Source organism: Microvirga sp. RSM25, from assembly GCF_044784385.1.
Lineage (GTDB): Bacteria > Pseudomonadota > Alphaproteobacteria > Rhizobiales > Beijerinckiaceae > Microvirga > Microvirga tunisiensis.
Genome location: NZ_CP173039.1, coordinates 5004709 through 5023313 on the forward strand (window position 1 = coordinate 5004709; position 18605 = coordinate 5023313).

The following is an 18605-nucleotide window of genomic DNA, read 5'->3' on the forward strand; positions in this document are numbered from 1 at the left end:
CTGGCGTGTAAAGCAGTGCCCGGCCGACCGTTCGCGATGTCGCGATTGGTTGATTTGAGTAATTTCTGATTAACATCCTTCCTGTTGCGGATGCGCTGTACGTGAGAAAGTTCATTAACTGTAAGATGCGAAGCATCCGGGCCCCATATCCAGTTCATTGACTTTGTGGCGCAACTGTTGGAATTTGCATTCTCAGCATGATACCTGTGGCAGGTTGAGTTGTTGGCCGCGAATTGCGCAACTCAAAGGCATGATGCCATCCTGTCAGGTCGGTGCAAATCCGGCGGTTTCCGATTCTCAGAAATCCTTCAATGCGATCCTGCCGTTGGCCTTTTTGGTCTAACCAACGCCGGGAATCGCTCCGGTGTCGACGTGTTGAAGACTATTATTTCAATTCTTTCCATTCATCGTGCGGATTTGCCTTTCGTCCGCAGCGTCGTTCTGCCTGTTCTGCTCGTCGCCATGGCAACCCTGTCTCTCGGAGCGGCTTCGATCCTCTGGGCCGTCCACAAGAGCAACGATGTCTCCGCCGAGCGCCAGCTTCGCATGACGGACCGTAGCATCCGGGCCGTCGTTCAGGAGCTCGCTCAACAGCAGGAAATGGTTGCCATCTGGGATGACGCGATCATCGAGCTCAACAAAAGCCCGATGGATCTCAAATGGATCGATGCCAATATTGGGGTTTGGCTCAGCCGAACATTCGGTCAGGAAGAAGTCTATATCCTGAACGACCGCAATGAGCCGATCAACGCTGTGATCGATGCGACGCGCGTCTCGAACCATGAATTCGAACGTATCCGGAGCAGTATCAGCGGCCTTGTCGCGGGCATTCGTGGGGCACCGAATTCGCTGCACAAAGACCACGCTGCGGAGAACGCCCAGGCACCATACCTGATAACGGGAAGAGCCGTTTATGATGCACATCTGCTGGAGCTGCTCGGCCGGCCAGCGGCTGTGAGCGTCATGAAGATCATCCCCGAGTCGGACGCTGTGCCGTACCCTCATGACAGGGAATTTCTCCTAGTCGGCATTCGGTATCTCGACGGAAACTTCATCAGGCAGATCTCAGAACGGAATTTGATCGAGGGGCTGCGCTTCGCAGTCGTCGACAATCCAAAATCAGGTGAGATATCGGTGCCGATCAGGTCAGACGTGGGCGATCTCATCGGCTATTTCATCTGGAATCCGGAATTGCCGGGAGATCATCTTCTCAGGGATGTCGGGCCGACGACCGCCATTGCCGCCGCCATCATCCTCCTTCTGCTCGTCGCATTGGTGCGGCGTCTTAAGCAATCCATGTCCACATTGGAAAGAACCGTTCTCGAGCTGAAGGCGAGCGAGGCTCAGGCCCATCATCTGGCCTTCCATGACGTGCTGACCGGACTGCCGAACCGGGCTCTGTTCGAGGACCGGCTCAATCACGCCATTGCGCGCAGGCAGGGCGGCGAGCGGATCACCGTGATGATGCTCGATCTCGACCGCTTCAAGCATGTCAACGACACACTCGGACACCCTGCCGGTGACAGCCTCATCCGCGATTTCTCGGTTCGTCTGTCCAAGCTCATCGGAGGCCAGGACACCATCACCCGTTTGGGTGGAGATGAATTTGCCATCGTTCAGGTCTGCACGGCAGGAATGGAGGGGCCTGAAGCGCTTTGCGACCGGATCCTCGCCATGGTTCATGAGCCATACGACGTCATGGGCAGTCAGGTCTTTGTAGGGACCAGCATCGGCCTCGTGCTTGCTCCTGAAGCCGGAATGGATAGAAGTGAGCTTCTGAGAAAAGCCGATATTGCCCTTTATCGCGCCAAGTCCGAAGGGCGGAATTGCTATCGGGTCTTCACGCCGGAAATGGATGAGACCGTCAATCTGCGCAGGATCATCGAAGAGGAGCTTCGCATTGCGCTTACAACCGGCGAGGGGCTCGAAGTCGCCTATCAGCCGCAGATTGCGATGGGCGATAACTCCATCGTCGGCGTCGAAGCTCTTGCTCGCTGGCGGCACCCGACGCGCGGATACATCCCACCAAGCCAATTCATCCCGGTTGCTGAGCAAACCGGCTTGATCGTCCAGCTGGGCGAGTGGGTTCTGCGTCAGGCCTGCCTCGCCTCACAGCGCTGGCCGGATCTGTTCGTTTCCGTCAATCTTTCCCCGATTCAGTTCAGAGCCAGCGACTTTGCCAATCACGTGATCTCCATCGTCCGTGAATGCGGAGCGGATCCTTACAAGATCGAGCTTGAGGTGACCGAAAGCGTTCTTCTGGATGAAGAGTGCGGGACGGCCGATGCGCTCCGTGCTTTACGAAACGCCGGGCTCCGCATTGCCTTGGATGATTTCGGCACGGGCTATTCGAGCCTGGGCTACCTTCACCGGTTCGAGGTCGACAAGATCAAGATCAATCGCTCATTCACCCAGAGTCTGGGTCAGGGAACCAAGGCTGCTGCTGTCATCAAGGCGATCGTATCGCTCGGGCATGCCATGTCTCTGACCGTGACGGCCGAAGGCGTCGAGACGGAGATTCAAATGAATTTCCTTCAAACGGCAGGTTGCAACGAGATGCAGGGCTATCTGTTCTCGAAGGCGCTCTCGCAGGAACAGATCACGCGATTGCTGATGCAGTCATCCTCAAAAGAGATCCAATGTTACGCTGGCGGTTCACCGGTTTTCGAAGCCAGCTGATCCGTCGCATCCTGGCAACGATGAAGCTTACTATTCGGTTGTACAAACGAGCCTGCTACTCCGTTCCGAAAATCCGATGGGCGGAGAGTTACCCCTTTCGGGGCCATGGTATCGAGGAACTAATGCCTGTACCGATTGTTGTCGCCAAGCCTGATCCTATCGCGGATCAGCTTCCTGGATCCGACACCTTTCGACCAAGGCTATCCCGCCTCACGTCACATGCGAATGGCGTCACGATCCTGCACCGTACATCGCTGAAAGCTATCAGGGGGCACAGCAGTCATGAGACACGATGTTGTCTATAAGGAGCAGATTCTTCCCATTGCTCAGGACCCATACCAGAATGTCACCACGGTTCTGATCTGTCAGAATCTCCTCCTTCGCACTGGCATCAGCCATATCCTCTCCGGAACGCGCTTCATTCTTACGAAAGAGTCTTGTGACGATCTGGCGAGCCTGCCCGCATTCACCGACAATGTGCCCATGCTCTTCATCATCTGCGAGAGCCGGCCGACGGACGAATACGCCGCGGCAGTCGAACAGCTGAAGGCGCAGTACCCATCCGCCCGGGTGGTTGTTCTGGCCGATGCAATGGAACCTGAAACTGCCATGCAGCTCTGCCGCGCAGGCATGGACGGGTTCTGCCCGACGAGTATGGGTCGGCATGCTTTGGTCAAAGCCCTCGAGATCGTGATCCTTGGCGAAACTTATATTCCCGCCTCGATAGGGCTCATGCTTCTCGATCTGATCCGGAAAGGCCGGGCTCATCCCGACAACGGCTTTGCCTTTGCGCCGGCCAACGATCCTGCGATGCTTCTGAACAAGCTGTCAGATCGGGAAGCCCAGATCCTCCGTTGCCTTACCCAGGGAGCTTCGAATAAGGTGATCGCACGGGAGCTCGGCGTGGCGGAGGCCACGGTGAAAGTACATATCAAAGCCATCCTGCGGAAGGTGAAGGCCTCCAACAGAACCCAGGCGGCCATGTGGGCGACCGGCCATCTCAGCTTTTCACAGGATAATGCTGCCTCCCTGGTTCCGGGCGAATGAGAATAGTTGCCAGCCTCATGATCCTTTTTGGCTGAATTCCGCGAGTCATCCCCTCGGCTTAGAGCGCCGATACGCGATCTACCCCTTAGGGGGTAGTCCGTGTGGCGAGTTGCGGATCAGTCGAATCCGGCTGTAAGCCTGACCTTGTCCTGATGGCGGATCAGTTGACTGACGATGTAAATGCGTATTTGCGCCTCAGGTTCAAAGCGATAACAAACCACCTGAACGGTGCAGCGGGGCATACATGGATTATCAAGTAGAGCTGGTTGCTCGTGCATTTTACGATGCCGAGTATGAAGATTGCCTGTGGGATGGCGAGGCTGAATTCATCAAGCAAGAATTTCGCGAATACGCGCGCAATGCTATCAATCTGCTTCACGACGACATCGGAGTTCTGCTGATGGCTCTAGAGAGAGCGACGGCTGAGGAGCATCCGGAACGGTCACGGGCCGCAGCTTAGACCACCTCTTCTATCGGAGTTAGGAGACTTGAGGATCGCGTTCCGACGTTCGATCCTCAAGCTCGCTTGAAAGCAATGCCGGATTTCAATGCGCATCCGGCGGCAGATCCGCGACCCGCTTGATCTCAAAGACGACCAGCATCAGGAACACAGACATGATCACGAGGCCGAGCGCATGCGTGAACACACTCGTGCTGACACCTGAAGCCGAAGAGACGAGAGCCAGGAGGATCAGAAAGGGGAGGCCGAGTGCAATGGCTAAAACAGCAAGAACGGACCGTGACATCGGGGTGATCCCCTGAGGGCTTGAGGAAACGTTCTACTAGCCTGGGAATCGTGGAGAAAATGAGGTTGAGACCTCGCTGCAGCTTCGAGGGGCATTCAAAAATCCCAGCGCTGCGCCTTGGAGACGAGGAATTCACGGAAGACCTGGACGCGCGCCACGGAGCGCATCTCTTCGGGATAAACGAGATAACTGTCGAGGGTCGGCATCTGCTCGTCGCGCAGAACCTGCTTGACCCGTGGATTATTGCTCATCGCGTAATCGGGAGCCATGCCGATCCCGGCCCCGTTCTCGATGGCCTGCCGGAGCGCCAGGCTGTCATTGACCACAAAACGGCTGGGACGAGGGTCCTTGGGATTGCGCCCCAGGTTCGTCAGGCGATGCAACCCGAGGATGAAGGAAGGCTGATCCCCTCCCAGGCTGACGATGGAATGATGATCGAGATCGTCGATGCTCTCCGGCTCCCCGAAGCGCTCGATATAGGTATGGGCAGCATAAGCGTGGTACTGGATGGTGAAGAGGCGGCGCTGGATCAGATCGGGTTGAGCCGGCAGGCGTAAGCGGATGGCGATGTCCGCCTCCCGCATCGCGAGGTCCAGTTCATCGTTGGTGAGGATGAGTTGGATGCGCACCTCAGGATAGAGATCGAGAAATTCCGTGATGCGCCGGGCAAGCCATATGCCGCCGATTCCGACAGTCGCCGTGACCCTGAGATCGCCGGAAGGGCGCTCGCTGGTCTCGGTGAGGCGCTGACGCGTCTCCTCCAGACGAAGGCGGATATCCTGGGCGGACCGGAAAAGCACGTCGCCATGCTCCGTCAGGACGAGGCCGCGGGGATGCCGGTGGAAGAGCGGAACCTTCAATTCATGCTCAAGGGCGCTGATCTGCCGGCTGATGGATGACTGGTTGACCCCAAGCTTCTCGCCGGCACGGGTGAAGTTCCCGGCGTTGACGACTTCGTAGAACAGTCTGATCTTGTCCCAGTCCAATGCAGATCCTCAGGCATGATGAAGGGCGCTCGGCAGCCTTCGACGGCCAAATGGAGAACACGGCGACCGGTCAGGTCAAGCCTTATCTTCAAGAGCGAGGGAGGGGTTCGTCGGCTCGATCGTCCTCACCCAGACGGGCCGATGGCTGGATGGACCCCGTGAGAGCGGAGAGCGGGAACTCGATCATGCGCCGTAGGCCGCCGGCGTGAACTCGGGCTCGGTCTTTGCATCAATCTCGTAGGGAAGGGTGTGCCCGATCAGTTTGGTGCCAACGACCCGCCGCCGCGGGGCCACTCCTGTGATACGGACGCCTGTTTCCCGCCATTCCAGCTTGAGTCAATGATCGGCATGGGACGCCGCACCACCTGTCAGCGCATCGTCCGGGCGAACCGAAGGTTCGTGTCGGCGAAAAAATGGGATCTACTGTTCCGCACGATGCGCTAGACAACTGAAAAGTCGATCCTGAGCGTCGTGTCCTGGTCGATCGTCGCTGTTTGGACGGCATCGACATCGACGCCGAAACCACCATCGGCGTAGCTGACGTCGATATCCGCATCCTGGTCGGCATCGATAGCCTGCTTCACGCCGATCGCCACCTTGATCGCGAACTTCTCCTCGAGCTCGTCCTCGATATCCACGTCGATATCGACGTGCTGACGGACATCGAGATCGTTGTTAACGAAGAATTGGCTCTTGCCATTCCAGCCGTCCATCATCAGATCGAGTTCGGTATCTTGTGCAATATCGACCTCGTTCTTGAGATAGAGGTCGACATAGAGGACTCCCTCGACCTCATAGATATCGAGGTCGATCTCGGTGTCCTGGTCGATCGTCATCGATTGGTCGAGACGCAGGAACATGCGATTGTTGCCGTCGATGTCGAGCTCAACGTTGGCGTCCTGAACCATGTCGGCATCGTTGTCCATGAAGACGCGGATCTTGCTTTCGCCCATCCAGCCGTTGAGAAGCACTTCCGCGTCCTGATCCACGAAGGCGGTCTGGACGATATGGATGTCGTCGCTGTCCGGAATCGCAATGGGGATCCCGGCTGGGGCCGGTGTCCCCGTCGGCGTGGCCGTCTCCAGCGGAGCCCCGGTTGCCGCTGGGTTCGACATCGGAGTGTCTGCGCCCCTCTCCTCCAGGGCGTGTCCAGGGTGCTCCCGATCTTCGCTCGTGAAACCGCCATCTGTCGGGTGAGGCGAGACGCCGTTGGGGATGAGTCCCGTCCCATAGGCAGCCCCTGAGGGAGATGCATGCGCTGAGAATGTGCCCGACCCGCTGTCATCGACCTTCATGGCTGAATGATCGCCGCGAATCGCATCCGCCCGATTCAGATCGACTGAGGACGAGGAGGCATATGCCGCCGGGTACTGTGCCGCCGGGGCTGCGCTCTCTTGAGGTGATGAACCGGTGTCCTGATGGATCGGCCCCACGTGAGGCCCCGCAGGGTCGATAGTGGGATTGGAGGAAGGGGAGGTCGATAGCCCGGGATCCGAGATCCGGCGAACCTGGCCGCCATCGTCGGCCGCCTGAACGATTTCATCCTGCTTTTCGATCAGGAGCGGGAGCAGGTTGCGTGTTCCCCTGTCGGGTGACAGCATCGGCGTCGACCTCGCGCGGCCGTTATGGACAAGACAATGTAGAGCGCGGAGTCGCCGATGCGCCAGTTACCCATTCAGGCGGTATCGATGTGCCTCAGCCAAGCATGGCGTATCCGGCGGGTGATGCCGGCGACCCGTCACGACGTCGATATAATCCGATCTAGTCCCAACGGACGACACCTGAATGGGTTACGATCCCTAACTCAAGCCGTTGAGCTGACGATGCCGGAAGACCGCTTCCGTTCTGTTTGTGGCGTGCAGCTTGCGCATGATGCGCTGGATATGCACTTTGATGGTGTTCTCGGAAATGTTAAGGGAATGGGCGATCCACTTGTTGGACCATCCTTTCTGGAGCGCTTCCAGCACATCCATTTCCCGTGCTGTAAAGATGACTGTCGCGCCGTTTGTCTCTGTCTTCAGCATGTCTCCGGTTTGCTCCACGATCGCGAAATAGGGTTGTTGACTGGTATGGGGCAGAACAAGAGGTTGATGCTCTTCCGGAACCAAGTCGCGCGCATCCTTGGTCCCGTTGGCGAATGGCAAATCTCCATTCACGAAACGCGGAAAATAGGTGCCGCCCACCATCACGAGCTGCAGAGCAGCGACTGCCACCTTGAATGAGGTGGACATCGGGATGATGCCGCGTACGCCCATGGCGATCGCTTCCTGCACATCCTTGGTTTTCATGCACATGGAGAGGATGACGATCGGAACATCGGGGTGGTACTGGAGGATGCCTCTGGTTTCATTCGTCAGTTGACCTCCCGAGGGTGAATGCGACTGAACCCTCAACAGCACGAGCCCAACCGGTGTCTCCTCGGCGTGGGAGAATTCACCGACCGTTGAAAATCCTATAACCGGCATGCGAGGGAATGCGCTGCCTATCGCGTGGACGAGGCATTCCTGCGAGAATGGTTCGTCATCGATGATGACGAGAGCCTCCGGACTCATACCATTCGGGTCACCATCGGGTGTCGCATACGAAAAATGCATCACAACCCTCCTTCATGTGAGGCGGATCTCGTTGAATGGGTTCCCAAGAATTTTTGCGTTTCCTACAGAGACTGATCTCACGCGACGATCGGACACCAAGGCCGGGCAAGCACTAATATCAGGGCTATCCCGCCATTGATCAGGCATACAACGTAACTTGGCGTTTAACGCCTAAACGCAAACGATACGCAAAGGCTATTCTACAATAGATAAACGCTTATTTTAACCGTTTTTCATGCCGATTTCTAACAAACAAACTGCCAAGCTTGGCTTCAACTCAAGCCTGCCTTGAAGTTCTCGCAGGGACTATTGCTCCCGACGCACCATCTCAGAGAACTTCAAAGGCACTCTGAATAGGTCAATTGTCACAGTCGGCTTCCGTGCGTGATGAGAAAGGAAGCCTTCCCATCCTCTAACCGCATCAACATTCACACGGATCAACCGAGCGCCATAAGATGCGAGACTACTTCGGGGTAAGTCCCATTCTCTGGTCGTGAGAATGCCGAGATAACGAGAATTCCCGATACCGATCATCAGGTTAGAGGACCCGTGGCGCGTATAGCCCCGAAGGATTACCGCATCAATAAGCTCACCAGTTCGGCTGATCCGTAGGCAATCCAACATCTGCAGATGCGTGCTCATCGCCCGAACGGGTGACCCGAGCACTCTCCTCACCCATTCTGCGGCATGCAAATCGGCAACTTTCTCTCTCGCCATGCATGCGGGAAGCTCTGCCAAACCGCCCCGAGACTCCACGAGGCGGCTGCAACCACGTGAGGAGCGCGAGAATGGCAGACCTATCAGAACTGCTGAGTGGATTCGGGTTCGATTTCGATTTGGATGTCGAGTTGAACAACACCCTGGATCAATTGCAGAGGCAGAACACCGACACGAACACCAGTCAGTCCTCGACCATCGACCAGGACAACGACAATTACGGCGCGGTCGACTATACCCCGGTGCAGCTGGCCTACAACGATGCCAGCGCCAACAATACCGCTGACACGGATGTCAGCACGGACAACGACTCGGATGTCGACTCGGCTGTGACCACCAGCGGAGACTCGACAGCCTCCACCAACAACAGTGCTGACGGCGGCACCGCGACTGCAGGCGATCCGACCGGTGGGGCCGCCACAGGCGGCGACACCGTTGGCGGCTGGACCTACAGCGGCGATTCCACCTCTGGCGACACGTTGGGAAGCATTGCGGAAGGTACTGGTGGCGCCGGAGGCGGCGCGACTGGCGGCGACGGCACGAGCGGCCCCAACTATTCCGGTGACGCAAGCACTGGTAGCGGCTTTGGTGGCTCCGCGACCACTGGAGACGGATCGGGTGGTAATGGTCCTGGTGGTGACGGGTCCTCGGGCGATGTTGCAACCGGTGATTCGGCGGCAACCGGCGGGGCTGGCGGAGCCGGTGGTGCTGGAACCGGCGGTTATGCCTACGGAGGCTACGCTTCGGGTGGTTCCGGTACAGGCGGTGATGGAACCGACGGAACGGGCGGAGCCGGAACAGGCGGCGATGGCACTGGTGGCGATGGCACTGGCGGTGACGGCACCGGCGGTTATGGTGGCGCGGGTGGCGATGGCACAAGCGCCAGCGGCGACGGCACTTCAGGCGCAGGCACCGGCGGCGCTGGCTCAGGTGGCGCCGGCACAAGCGGTGATTCCACCGGTGGCGCCGGCACCAGCGGTGCGGCAACATCCGGCGCTGCTACCGGCGGCGACGGCACGGGCGGCGACGGCGGCGCTGGCACAGCGGCGGCAGGCGATACCGCCGGCGGCGACTCTGCCTCCGGTGCCGCCACGGGCGGTGATACGTCCGGCGGCAACACGGTCGGCGGTTATGCGTCCGGCGGCAATGCCGGCGCCAACGGCGGCACAGCCGGCGGCAATGCCGGAGCGCAGAGCGACAACGACGCCATGTCAGACATCGACTCGACGGCTGGCGGCAATGCCGGAGCCAGCGTGAACCAGGGTGGCGGCGGGACTGCGGCCTCCGATCAGGACATCGGAGACTTCGCGTTCACCCAGGACAACGACTCTGACGCTACGTCCACGCAGGACCAGGCCGTAACAGTCGATCTAGACCAGACGATGGATGCCACGCAGGACGCCAGCCTTGCGTTCACCTTCGACTTCGGTGACTTCGACTTCAGCTTCGGAGTCTAAGCGCCGGAAACGGCAATCCGGGACCGTGACACTCCTGCGGCCCCGGATCGGCGCTCGCGTAATCTGCTCCAGCAGCGCGAGCGCCCGCCCAATCCCGACTGACGCGTCCGGAGACTGTGTATGGCTATGAACTGGATGAAGGTTCGCCACCAGACCGAGGTGGAGCACGCCTTCCGGCTCTGTCGTTACTCGCTGGCCCTGGTCGCGGGCTTGAGCTTCTTCGTCAATCTGCTCGCCCTGACCATGCCGCTCTACCTACTGCAGGTTTACGATCACGTGCTGTCGAGCCAGAGCCTCGACACGCTCTTCATGCTGACCCTCATCGTCATCTTTGCGCTCGCGCTCCATGCGGTCATCGAGGCCCTGCGGCGCGAAATGCTCGCCCGCGTCGGAGCTTGGCTCGAAGAGCGCCTGCAGGCTCCCGTGCTCACCGCTGCCGTGCAGGCGGCGCTGCGGGCCGACCCTGCTGGAGCAGCGCAGGCATGGCGCGACCTTGGCACCCTGCGCCAGTTCTTCGGCGGTTCCGCCTGCACGGCCCTCTTCGACCTGCCGTGGACGCCCATCTTCCTGCTCGCCATGACCATGGTTCATCCGCTTCTGGGTGCGATTGGCATCGTGGCCTCCCTTATCCTGTTCGGCTTCGCTTGGCTCAACGAGACGGTGACGCGCGCTCCCTTCGCCCGCGCCGCTGCAGCCTCCTCTGAGAGCCAGCACCGCTTCGAGTCGCTGATGCGCAACGTGGAAGCGATCACCGCCATGGGCATGCTGCCCGGCGTGGCACGCATCCTGTCCGACGAGCAGGCACACGCCAAGGCGGCTCAGCTGTCGGCGGGAGCGCGCGCCTCGGCGATTCAGGCCTCGGCCCGCTTCGTTCGTTTTCTCGCACAGGTGCTGGTGATGGCGGCCGCCTCGTTCCTGGTAATCCGGCACGATGTCAGCCCGGCTGCGATCTTCGCCGCATCAATCCTGCTCGGACGCTCGCTTGGGCCCGTCGAGGGCGCGATCGGCACCTGGAAGGCCGTCACCAACGTGCGGCTCGCTTATGACCGCATTCGGCGCATCATGCAGGCGGCACCGCCGCCCGTAAAAGGCATGGAACTGCCTGCGCCGAGCGGCCTCCTCGAAGTGGAGCAACTCACCTATGTGCCGCCCGGATCGATTGAACCCATCGTGCGCCGCCTCTCGATGATGGTCTGCGCCGGCAAGGTGCTCGGCGTCGTCGGACCCTCCGGAGCCGGCAAGTCGACACTTGGTCGCCTGATCGCCGGAACCGTGCCGCCGACCACGGGGCATGTGCGCCTCGACGGGGCCGATGTCGGTGTGTGGATGGCCTCTGGCGGCCATCGTTACTTCGGTTACCTGCCGCAGGATGTAGAGCTCTTCGCGGGTACCGTCGCGGAGAACATCTCCCGCCTGTCCGAGGCGAGCTCCTCGGAGGTGATCGCAGCCGCCCAGCTCGTGGATCTCCACGATACCGTCATGCGGCTGCCCAGGGGCTATGACACCCATATCGGCGAAGGCGGGGCGCGGCTCTCCGGCGGCCAACGCCAGAAGCTGGGGCTCGCACGCGCGTTCTTCGGCGATCCGCGTCTGATCATTCTCGACGAGCCGAATGCCAGCCTCGATCCCGAGGGCGAGGAAGCGCTGCGTCGGGCCATCGACGAGATGAAGTCCCGCGGTGCGACGATCATCGTCATCGCTCAGCGTCTCGGGATCCTGTCGGTCGCCGACAGCGTACTCGTGCTCGACAACGGCATGGTCAACGCCTATGGCGAGCGCCGCGAGATCGCCGAGCGGATTGCGCAGGGGCGCACCGCGATCAGAGTCGTACAGCAGGCGAAGTCGAAACCGGAAGCACGTATGCCGAAGGTCAATGACGGGCCGATGATCGCCGCGCCGAGCCAGCAGGCCGACAAGGGAGCTGCGTGATGGCCAGGACATCTCCTGTCATCGACCTGTCCGATGTTCTGCCGCCGCCGCCGCTCACACCATTCAAGCGGATCCGGTGGCTGACGGCGATCGCCTTCGGGCTCGTGGCCGTGTTCATCGGCGGCTTTGGAATCTGGTCGGTCACCGCACCGCTGGAAAGCGCCGCCATCGCGTTAGGCTCGATCGAGGCTGAGACGAGCCGCAAGACGGTGCAGCATCTGGAAGGCGGCATCATTGCCAAGATCCTGGTAAAGGACGGCGACGCCGTGAGGGGCGGCCAGCCGCTGATCCAGCTCGATGACACCAGGGCCAAGGCGACCGCGCAGGCGCTTCAGGGCCAGCTGCGCGAGGCGCAGGCCCGCGAGGCGCGGCTGCTGGCCGAACGCGACGGACATGACACCATCCTGTTCCCGCTCCCCTTGCGCCAGACGGCAGGAAAGGACCCCGCGCTCGCCGAGATGCTGGCCGGTCAGGAGCGCATCTTCAACAGCCGTCGCCAGCTTTACCAGTCGCAGTTCGCGGTACTGGTGCAGCGGCAGCAGCAGATTTCGCGCCAGATGTTCGGGCTACGCTATCAGGTTGATGCCGCCAAGAAGCGCGCAGAGATCATCAAGAGAGAGATGGAAGCCATCGCTCCGCTCGTCGCCAGGGGCGTCATTGCCCAGCCGCGCAAGCTGGCGCTCGAACGAGAGCAGGCCGAGATCGACGGACGGCAAGGTCAAGCGCAGGAAGAGATGGCGCGCGCCGAGCAGGGGTGGGCGAAGCCCATGCCCAGATCCTCAAGCTGCGCAGCGATCGGGAGGCTGAGATCGCTCAGAGCCTCCGTGAGGTCCAGGCGCTCGTCTTCCAACTCTCCGAACGCTCCGAGGCTGCTGCGGATGTTCTCGCCCGCACTCAGGTGCGTGCGCCTGAGGACGGTGTCGTCACCGATCTCCGGATCCGGACACCCGGCGGCGTCGTGGCGGAAGGCCAGCCATTGCTTGACCTCGTGCCGAAGCACGACCGCCTCATCGTCACCGCTCAGGTGAGACCCGACGACATCGATGTCGTCCATCCCGGATTGCCGGCCCAGGTGCGACTCATGCCCTTCAAGCACCGCCGTGTTGCGCCGGTCGTGGGCACGCTCACCTATGTATCGGCCGATCGCATGACAGACAAGGCCAGCGAGCGCTCATACTATACGGCGCGTATCCGTCTCAACGAGGATTCGCTGTCTTCGCTACCCGGGGTCGAGGTGATGGCCGGCATGCCGGTCGAGGTCCTGATCAAGACCGGGAAGTTCACCGCAGCCGGCTACCTGCTGCGGCCGGTGATGGACAGCTTCAACCGTGCCTTCCGCGAGGATTAAACCTCATAGGCACGATGTACCCGCGAGGATCTCTCGGCGCTCAGGATCCTATCTGCTGCAAACAGGCGCCTCCACGAAGCAACGGGCTGTGAACAAGAGGCGTTCAGCGGCCGGACTCTCCCGCATGATGAACCGCCGCTGTTTCGGATGAGATGGCTTCGTGCCTTACTCAGCAGCCGAGCGTCCTTCGTTGCTGGTTCCGCGCTCGGCGTCTCGCTTCACCTCGACTGCGTTGTGATGGTCGCCCGCCGCTTCGCTGCGAGTCTGCTCTGCACCTTGGGTCTCAGGCTGCGGTTCCAGCCCCACCTTCTGCTGCTAGCTGTTCCATAGCTGTCACAGCGAGTGGTCACCCGGTCGCCTTGGTAAACCTCGTTTACGAGCATCGTATGGGCGAGCTGGGTTTCAAGCTCGGAGCGGATCAGACGCCGCTCATGCGCCGAGCTCCGGTCGGAAACCAGCCGCCGCAAGGTGATCGGCCACGCTGTTATCAAAGATCACGGGAATGCAGATGCAGTCGGTGAGTGCTAGGATGATTCTCCAACGCACTGAGAAAATATTTACATGATGGTTCCAATGGCTCGGGTCAGCAAAATGGCTATACGGTTGACAGACACGGTTTGCGCTTCCCTCAACCATCAATTCAGGGCCACGCTGGGTCAGACCTTTTCAGCCTGAAGAGCGTTTGAGAGCCACGAGCCCGCACGAAGATATAATCATCCTCACCGAAGAGGCAGTTGATGTCACACGCCAAACTCTTCACACCGTTCCGGATTGGAGATCTCGAACTCGCCAACCGGATCGTCATAGCACCCATGTGCCAGTACTCGGCCGAGAATGGCTGCATGAACGACTGGCACATGATCCACCTGGGCCAGCTTGCGCTCTCGGGCGCGGCGCTCCTGACCATCGAGGCGACGGCAGTTTCGCCGGAAGGCAGGATCACCTATGCGGATGTGGGTCTCTATACCGACGAATGCGAGGCAGCCATGCGACGCGTTCTGGAGGGCATCCGTCGCTGGTCCGATATGCCGATCGCGATCCAACTGAGCCATGCCGGACGCAAGGCCTCCACGGAGGTGCCCTGGAAAGGCGGCAAACAAGTTTCGCCCGATCACGTCAATGGCTGGCAGACGGAAGCACCTTCAGCGATCCCCCACGAGGCTGGCGAGGTGCCTCCAATGGCGCTCGATCAGGAGGGGCTCGCGCGGGTGCGGAATGCCTTTGCCGACGCGGCGAGACGTGCCGCAAGGCTTGGCCTCGGCGCCGTTCAGATCCATGTGGCTCACGGCTACCTGCTCCATCAGTTTCTCTCACCATTGTCCAACCAGCGTGATGACAGCTATGGCGGTTCGTTGGAAAACCGGATGCGCTTTCCGCTTGAGGTGTTCGATGCCGTTCGGGCCGCGTTTCCGACCGAGCGACCGGTAACGGTGCGCGTGTCGGGCACGGACTGGGCCGCAGGTGGTTGGACCATCGACGAGACCGTGGAATTCGCAAAAGCTCTCAAGGCACGAGGGTGCAGCGCGATTCACGTTTCGAGCGGCGGGCTGACACCAGCGCAGAAGATTCCGGTGGGGCCAAGTTATCAGGTGCCGCTCGCCCGCTCCTTGCGATCAGTCGGAATGCCCGTCATCGCTGTGGGTCTCATTACGGATTATGTGCAGGCGGAATCCATCCTCGTCACGGGTGACGCCGATCTGATCGCTCTTGCCCGCGCGATCCTCTACGATCCTCATTGGCCCTGGCACGCAGCGGCCCATTTCGGCGCTGCCGTCAAGGCACCGAACCAGTATCTTCGCTCCCAACCACGGCAATACCCGGATCTCTTCAAGGTTCGGGCAGATGACTGATCGTTGCCAAGGCGAATGGGGACAGACGTTAGTTCTGGTCGTCAAAGCGACACTAGCGAGATCAATTCTGCAGCGGATCTATCGCCAGTCTGCCCTGCCGGATCGCGCCTGATCCTGACTGGAGCTAGGGCTCACCGCGACTGCCGAGGGCAAGGGCCGCACCTTCTCATCCCGAGCCATCTTCTGATTGTCGGGACTATCGACGATAAGGCGCGCTCCTCGCTGATAGGTCAGGTAGTTCCACAGCCAGCTGAACGCCACGACGGCGCGGTTCCGCAGGCCGATCAGGAAGTAGACGTGCGCAATGCCCCAGAACAGCCACCCAATGAAGCCCGTGAGATGAATGGAATTGAGCTTCACCACGGCAGCCTTGCGCCCGATCGTGGCAAGGTCGCCCTGGTGGCGATACCGGAACGGTCCGGGCGATGTCCCGTTTTCGACTCTCGAGGCAATCACGTGGGCCACATAGCGGCCCATCTGCTTGGCTGCCGGAGCAATTCCGGGCACCGTCCTTCCAGCCGCGTCGGCCGCTGACGCGGTGTCGCCGATCACGAAGATCTCGGGCCTGCCCGGAACCGTCAGATTGGGCTCGACCGTGACCCGCCCGGCACGGTCGTGGTCCACGCCGAGCCACTCGGCGGCCGGAGAGGCCACTACACCTGCGGCCCATATGACCGTGCCAGCCTCGATCCGAGTCTCCTCCAGACTGACCCCGTCCTGATCGCAGTTAGTGACCCGGGCTTGGGTCCTGACCTCCACGCCCATCCTCTCCAGCGCCTCATGGGCATATGCCGAAAGATCCTCCGGGAAGGTTGGCAGCAGGCGAGGTCCCGCCTCGATCAGGATCACTCTAGCGGCATGCGTGTCGATCCGCCGGAACTCTGACGGCAATGCATGGTGGGCCACTTCAGCTATGGCTCCGGCCATTTCGACGCCGGTCGGGCCGCCGCCCACGACCACGAAGGTAAGCAGACGGCGTTGTTCGGCATAATCGTCGGTCAACTCGGCGTGCTCGAAAGCGAGAAGGATCTTTCGGCGGATGGCCGTCGCGTCTTCGATCTGCTTCAGTCCCGGAGCAATGGGAGCCCATTCCGGATGTCCGAAATAGGAGTGTGTGGCGCCTGTCGCGAGGACGAGATAATCATACGGGACAGCCACCGTTCCCGCGTGGACGATGCGCACGTCGGCATCGATGCCGGTGACATTGGCCAGAAGCACCGTCGCATTCGTCTGCCGCCTGAGGATGCCGCGGATCGGCCAAGCGATGTCAGCCGGTGACAAGGCCGCCGTGGCGACCTGATAGAGCAGTGGTTGAAAGTAGTGGTAGTTGTGCCGGTCGATGATCGTCACATCGACAGGAGCCCACGCCAGGGACTGGGCCGCCGTCAGCCCGCCGAACCCCGCCCCGACAATCACGACCTTTGGTCTCTCAGCGGTCATAATGGGCCTCGCTTATTTTGTGTAGGAATTGCATGCGTATCAGCACATCCCATGAGCCCAATGGGTGCAGCGGCCCTGATGTTCCGCATTAAATGCAATTTTATTGCGTTTAGCCTCGTCTGTCCAGAAATCCTCCTGGTGCAAAGCCAGTCCGTAAATTGGGCCAGGATTGGCCAAAACAGGATCTGGCACCTTCAGACATCGTCCAGGTATCCTTGGCACTATGCCAAGGAGGCTTTGATAGGTTCACCCGATCTTGGGGGTATAACGGTAGCTCTGGGTCGGACGATCCAGCACCCGCCGTCCCATGAGGCTTGCGACAAGATCGACCATGAGCAGGGCCGTGCGGCCGCGCTCGTCGAGAAACGGGTTGAGTTCGACCAGATCGAGGCTGCCCACGAGATCGCTGTCGTGAAGGATTTCCATGACGAGATGCGCCTCGCGGAAGGTCGCGCCGCCAGGAACGGTGGTGCCGACGCCAGGCGCTATCACAGGATCCAGGAAGTCTACGTCAAGACTCACATGGAGAATACCATCTGCCGCTGCGACACGCTGCAAGAAGGCATCGAGAAGCGAGACAACGCCGTTTTCGTCGATGGACCGCATGTCGTGAACCGTCACGCCCGCACTTTGCAGCGCAGAGCGCTCTGCGGGATCGACACTGCGGATGCCCATCATGCAGACGTTCTGTGGCTTGATCGGAGCGGCAAGAGTGGGGAAGTAACCTGCGAACCCGTCAAGGCCTGTTGCGTAGGCCATCGGCACGCCATGCAGGTTGCCGCTCGTGGTCGTGCCAAGGGTATGGAAATCCGGATGTGAGTCGAGCCATAGAACGAAGAACTCACGGTCTTCTTCCGCCGCACGGCGGGCAAGTCCGGTCATCGAGCCGGCCGAGAGGCTGTGGTCACCGCCGATGAAAATCGGCATACCGTCGCCGCTAGCCTGATAGGCCGCTTCGGCGATAGCCTCGGTCCAGGCGACGGTTTCCGATAGAGCCTTGATGGCAGTGTTCGGATGCTGCAAATCCCGGAGCGGCTTAGGCACGATGTTGCCTCGGTCCTCCACAACATAGCCGAGGTTTTGCAGTTCGGTGAGCAGGCCGGCGGTACGAAAGGCGCTCGGCCCCATATCGCAGCCAAGGCGGCCCGCGCCCTCCTGAACTGGCACGCCCAGAACGATACACGGCTTCGATGTCATTCTGTTCTCCCTCAGGCTCTGCCATGCCGACACGCAGCCATAGTGAGTGGAACAGTAAAGTTTGACAAAAGGATTCTGCCGGCGGATCGCATCGATAAGCCCGAATTATCGTGCGATTCACGGATGGCGTGCGCAGGCGTCTTCTTGCATTGATTGCTCAATGATGGGGCGTGTCGAGCCCAGGAAGAACCAAAGCTCAGTGCTCACCGAACTCCGATGAGCCGTTTTGTGAGCAGGAAGCCGATGGTCATGGCAACCACCAACAGGGCCCCGACAAGCTTGGGCGGGGCAGGAGATGGGATGTCGAACCAGCGGCAGAAGGCTCCGATGGCAAAGGCCATCAGGAGTCCGGCAAGAAGTTCAAGCATGGATCACCCCGACTGCCGTTTCTGCACAATACGCGCAGCCCCTGTGTGGCCATCGGGCCCACCACAGTTTCCCCGCTGGGATGCCTCGCGGTGGGACGCGAGGCGATCCACGATCTCATAGCCGGCCGACATGGTCAGAACGAGGGCTGCTCCCGTGAGAGCCAAAGGTGCCGGAAGAGGCAGCCCAGCAAGACCGCACACGATTCCGACACCGAGCGCAAGGAGCAATCCAAGCAAGACCTTCATT

The 18605-nt window shown here is 60.4% G+C and carries 16 protein-coding genes; 8 read left to right on the forward strand and 8 right to left on the reverse strand.

The window, feature by feature from the left end; translation table 11 throughout:
* The first annotated feature begins 372 nt into the window (after positions 1-372).
* From ACD578_RS23750 to ACD578_RS23760, 3 genes are all read left to right on the forward strand, one after another.
* Positions 373-2679 (forward strand): EAL domain-containing protein, encoded by a 2307-nt coding sequence (locus ACD578_RS23750; RefSeq protein WP_404289077.1) that lies wholly within the window; start codon positions 373-375, stop codon positions 2677-2679.
* Between the two features lie 282 nt (positions 2680-2961).
* On the forward strand, positions 2962-3726 hold the full coding sequence (locus tag ACD578_RS23755) for a LuxR C-terminal-related transcriptional regulator (RefSeq protein ID WP_404289079.1): 765 nt from the start codon (positions 2962-2964) through the stop codon (positions 3724-3726).
* Between the two features lie 244 nt (positions 3727-3970).
* Complete coding sequence (locus ACD578_RS23760) at positions 3971-4186, forward strand: hypothetical protein (RefSeq protein ID WP_152711429.1); 216 nt, start codon at positions 3971-3973, stop codon at positions 4184-4186.
* A gap of 85 nt (positions 4187-4271) precedes the next feature.
* On the opposite strand, the gene ACD578_RS23765 is transcribed toward ACD578_RS23760, so the two are convergent.
* The 4 genes from ACD578_RS23765 to ACD578_RS23780 all read right to left on the reverse strand — a co-directional run bounded on the left by ACD578_RS23765 (position 4272) and on the right by ACD578_RS23780 (position 8052).
* The gene (locus tag ACD578_RS23765; protein WP_404289081.1) at positions 4272-4472 is read right to left on the reverse strand and encodes a hypothetical protein; all 201 of its coding nucleotides are present in this window, start codon (positions 4470-4472) and stop codon (positions 4272-4274) included.
* Between the two features lie 95 nt (positions 4473-4567).
* Complete coding sequence (locus ACD578_RS23770) at positions 4568-5458, reverse strand: LysR family transcriptional regulator (protein WP_404289083.1); 891 nt, start codon at positions 5456-5458, stop codon at positions 4568-4570.
* 440 nt (positions 5459-5898) lie between these two features.
* Positions 5899-7059, reverse strand: a complete 1161-nt coding sequence (locus tag ACD578_RS23775) for a hypothetical protein (protein ID WP_404289085.1) — start codon at positions 7057-7059, stop codon at positions 5899-5901.
* A 198-nt stretch (positions 7060-7257) separates the two neighbouring features.
* Complete coding sequence (locus ACD578_RS23780) at positions 7258-8052, reverse strand: DNA-binding response regulator (protein WP_404289087.1); 795 nt, start codon at positions 8050-8052, stop codon at positions 7258-7260.
* Positions 8053-8840: 788 nt separating this feature from the next.
* Between ACD578_RS23780 and ACD578_RS23785 the strand changes: the two genes are divergently transcribed.
* The 5 genes from ACD578_RS23785 (at position 8841) to ACD578_RS23805 (ending at position 15353) form a co-directional block, all read left to right on the forward strand.
* Complete coding sequence (locus ACD578_RS23785; RefSeq protein WP_404289089.1) at positions 8841-10226, forward strand: hypothetical protein; 1386 nt, start codon at positions 8841-8843, stop codon at positions 10224-10226.
* A gap of 120 nt (positions 10227-10346) precedes the next feature.
* Positions 10347-12155: a type I secretion system permease/ATPase gene (locus ACD578_RS23790; protein WP_404289091.1), complete on the forward strand. Its 1809-nt coding sequence runs from the start codon at positions 10347-10349 to the stop codon at positions 12153-12155.
* Positions 12155-13183, forward strand: a complete 1029-nt coding sequence (locus ACD578_RS23795; protein ID WP_404289093.1) for a biotin/lipoyl-binding protein — start codon at positions 12155-12157, stop codon at positions 13181-13183. The genes ACD578_RS23790 and ACD578_RS23795 overlap by 1 nt, the downstream gene beginning before the upstream one ends.
* Positions 13114-13503, forward strand: coding sequence for an HlyD family efflux transporter periplasmic adaptor subunit (locus ACD578_RS23800; protein WP_404289095.1), 390 nt, complete (start codon positions 13114-13116; stop codon positions 13501-13503). The genes ACD578_RS23795 and ACD578_RS23800 overlap by 70 nt, the downstream gene beginning before the upstream one ends.
* A gap of 737 nt (positions 13504-14240) precedes the next feature.
* Positions 14241-15353, forward strand: coding sequence for an NADH:flavin oxidoreductase/NADH oxidase (locus ACD578_RS23805; RefSeq protein WP_404289097.1), 1113 nt, complete (start codon positions 14241-14243; stop codon positions 15351-15353).
* Positions 15354-15431: 78 nt separating this feature from the next.
* Here ACD578_RS23805 and ACD578_RS23810 read toward each other — a convergent pair whose 3' ends face one another.
* The 4 genes from ACD578_RS23810 to ACD578_RS23825 all read right to left on the reverse strand — a co-directional run bounded on the left by ACD578_RS23810 (position 15432) and on the right by ACD578_RS23825 (position 18604).
* A complete protein-coding gene (locus ACD578_RS23810; RefSeq protein WP_404289099.1) occupies positions 15432-16793 on the reverse strand; it encodes an NAD(P)/FAD-dependent oxidoreductase in 1362 nt (453 codons plus the stop codon).
* Positions 16794-17039: 246 nt separating this feature from the next.
* A complete protein-coding gene (rocF, locus tag ACD578_RS23815) occupies positions 17040-17990 on the reverse strand; it encodes an arginase (RefSeq protein WP_404289101.1) in 951 nt (316 codons plus the stop codon).
* A gap of 203 nt (positions 17991-18193) precedes the next feature.
* Positions 18194-18358, reverse strand: coding sequence for a DUF1427 family protein (locus tag ACD578_RS23820; RefSeq protein WP_404289103.1), 165 nt, complete (start codon positions 18356-18358; stop codon positions 18194-18196).
* 3 nt (positions 18359-18361) lie between these two features.
* A complete protein-coding gene (locus tag ACD578_RS23825) occupies positions 18362-18604 on the reverse strand; it encodes a DUF1427 family protein (RefSeq protein WP_404289105.1) in 243 nt (80 codons plus the stop codon).
* Position 18605: the final 1 nt, after the last annotated feature.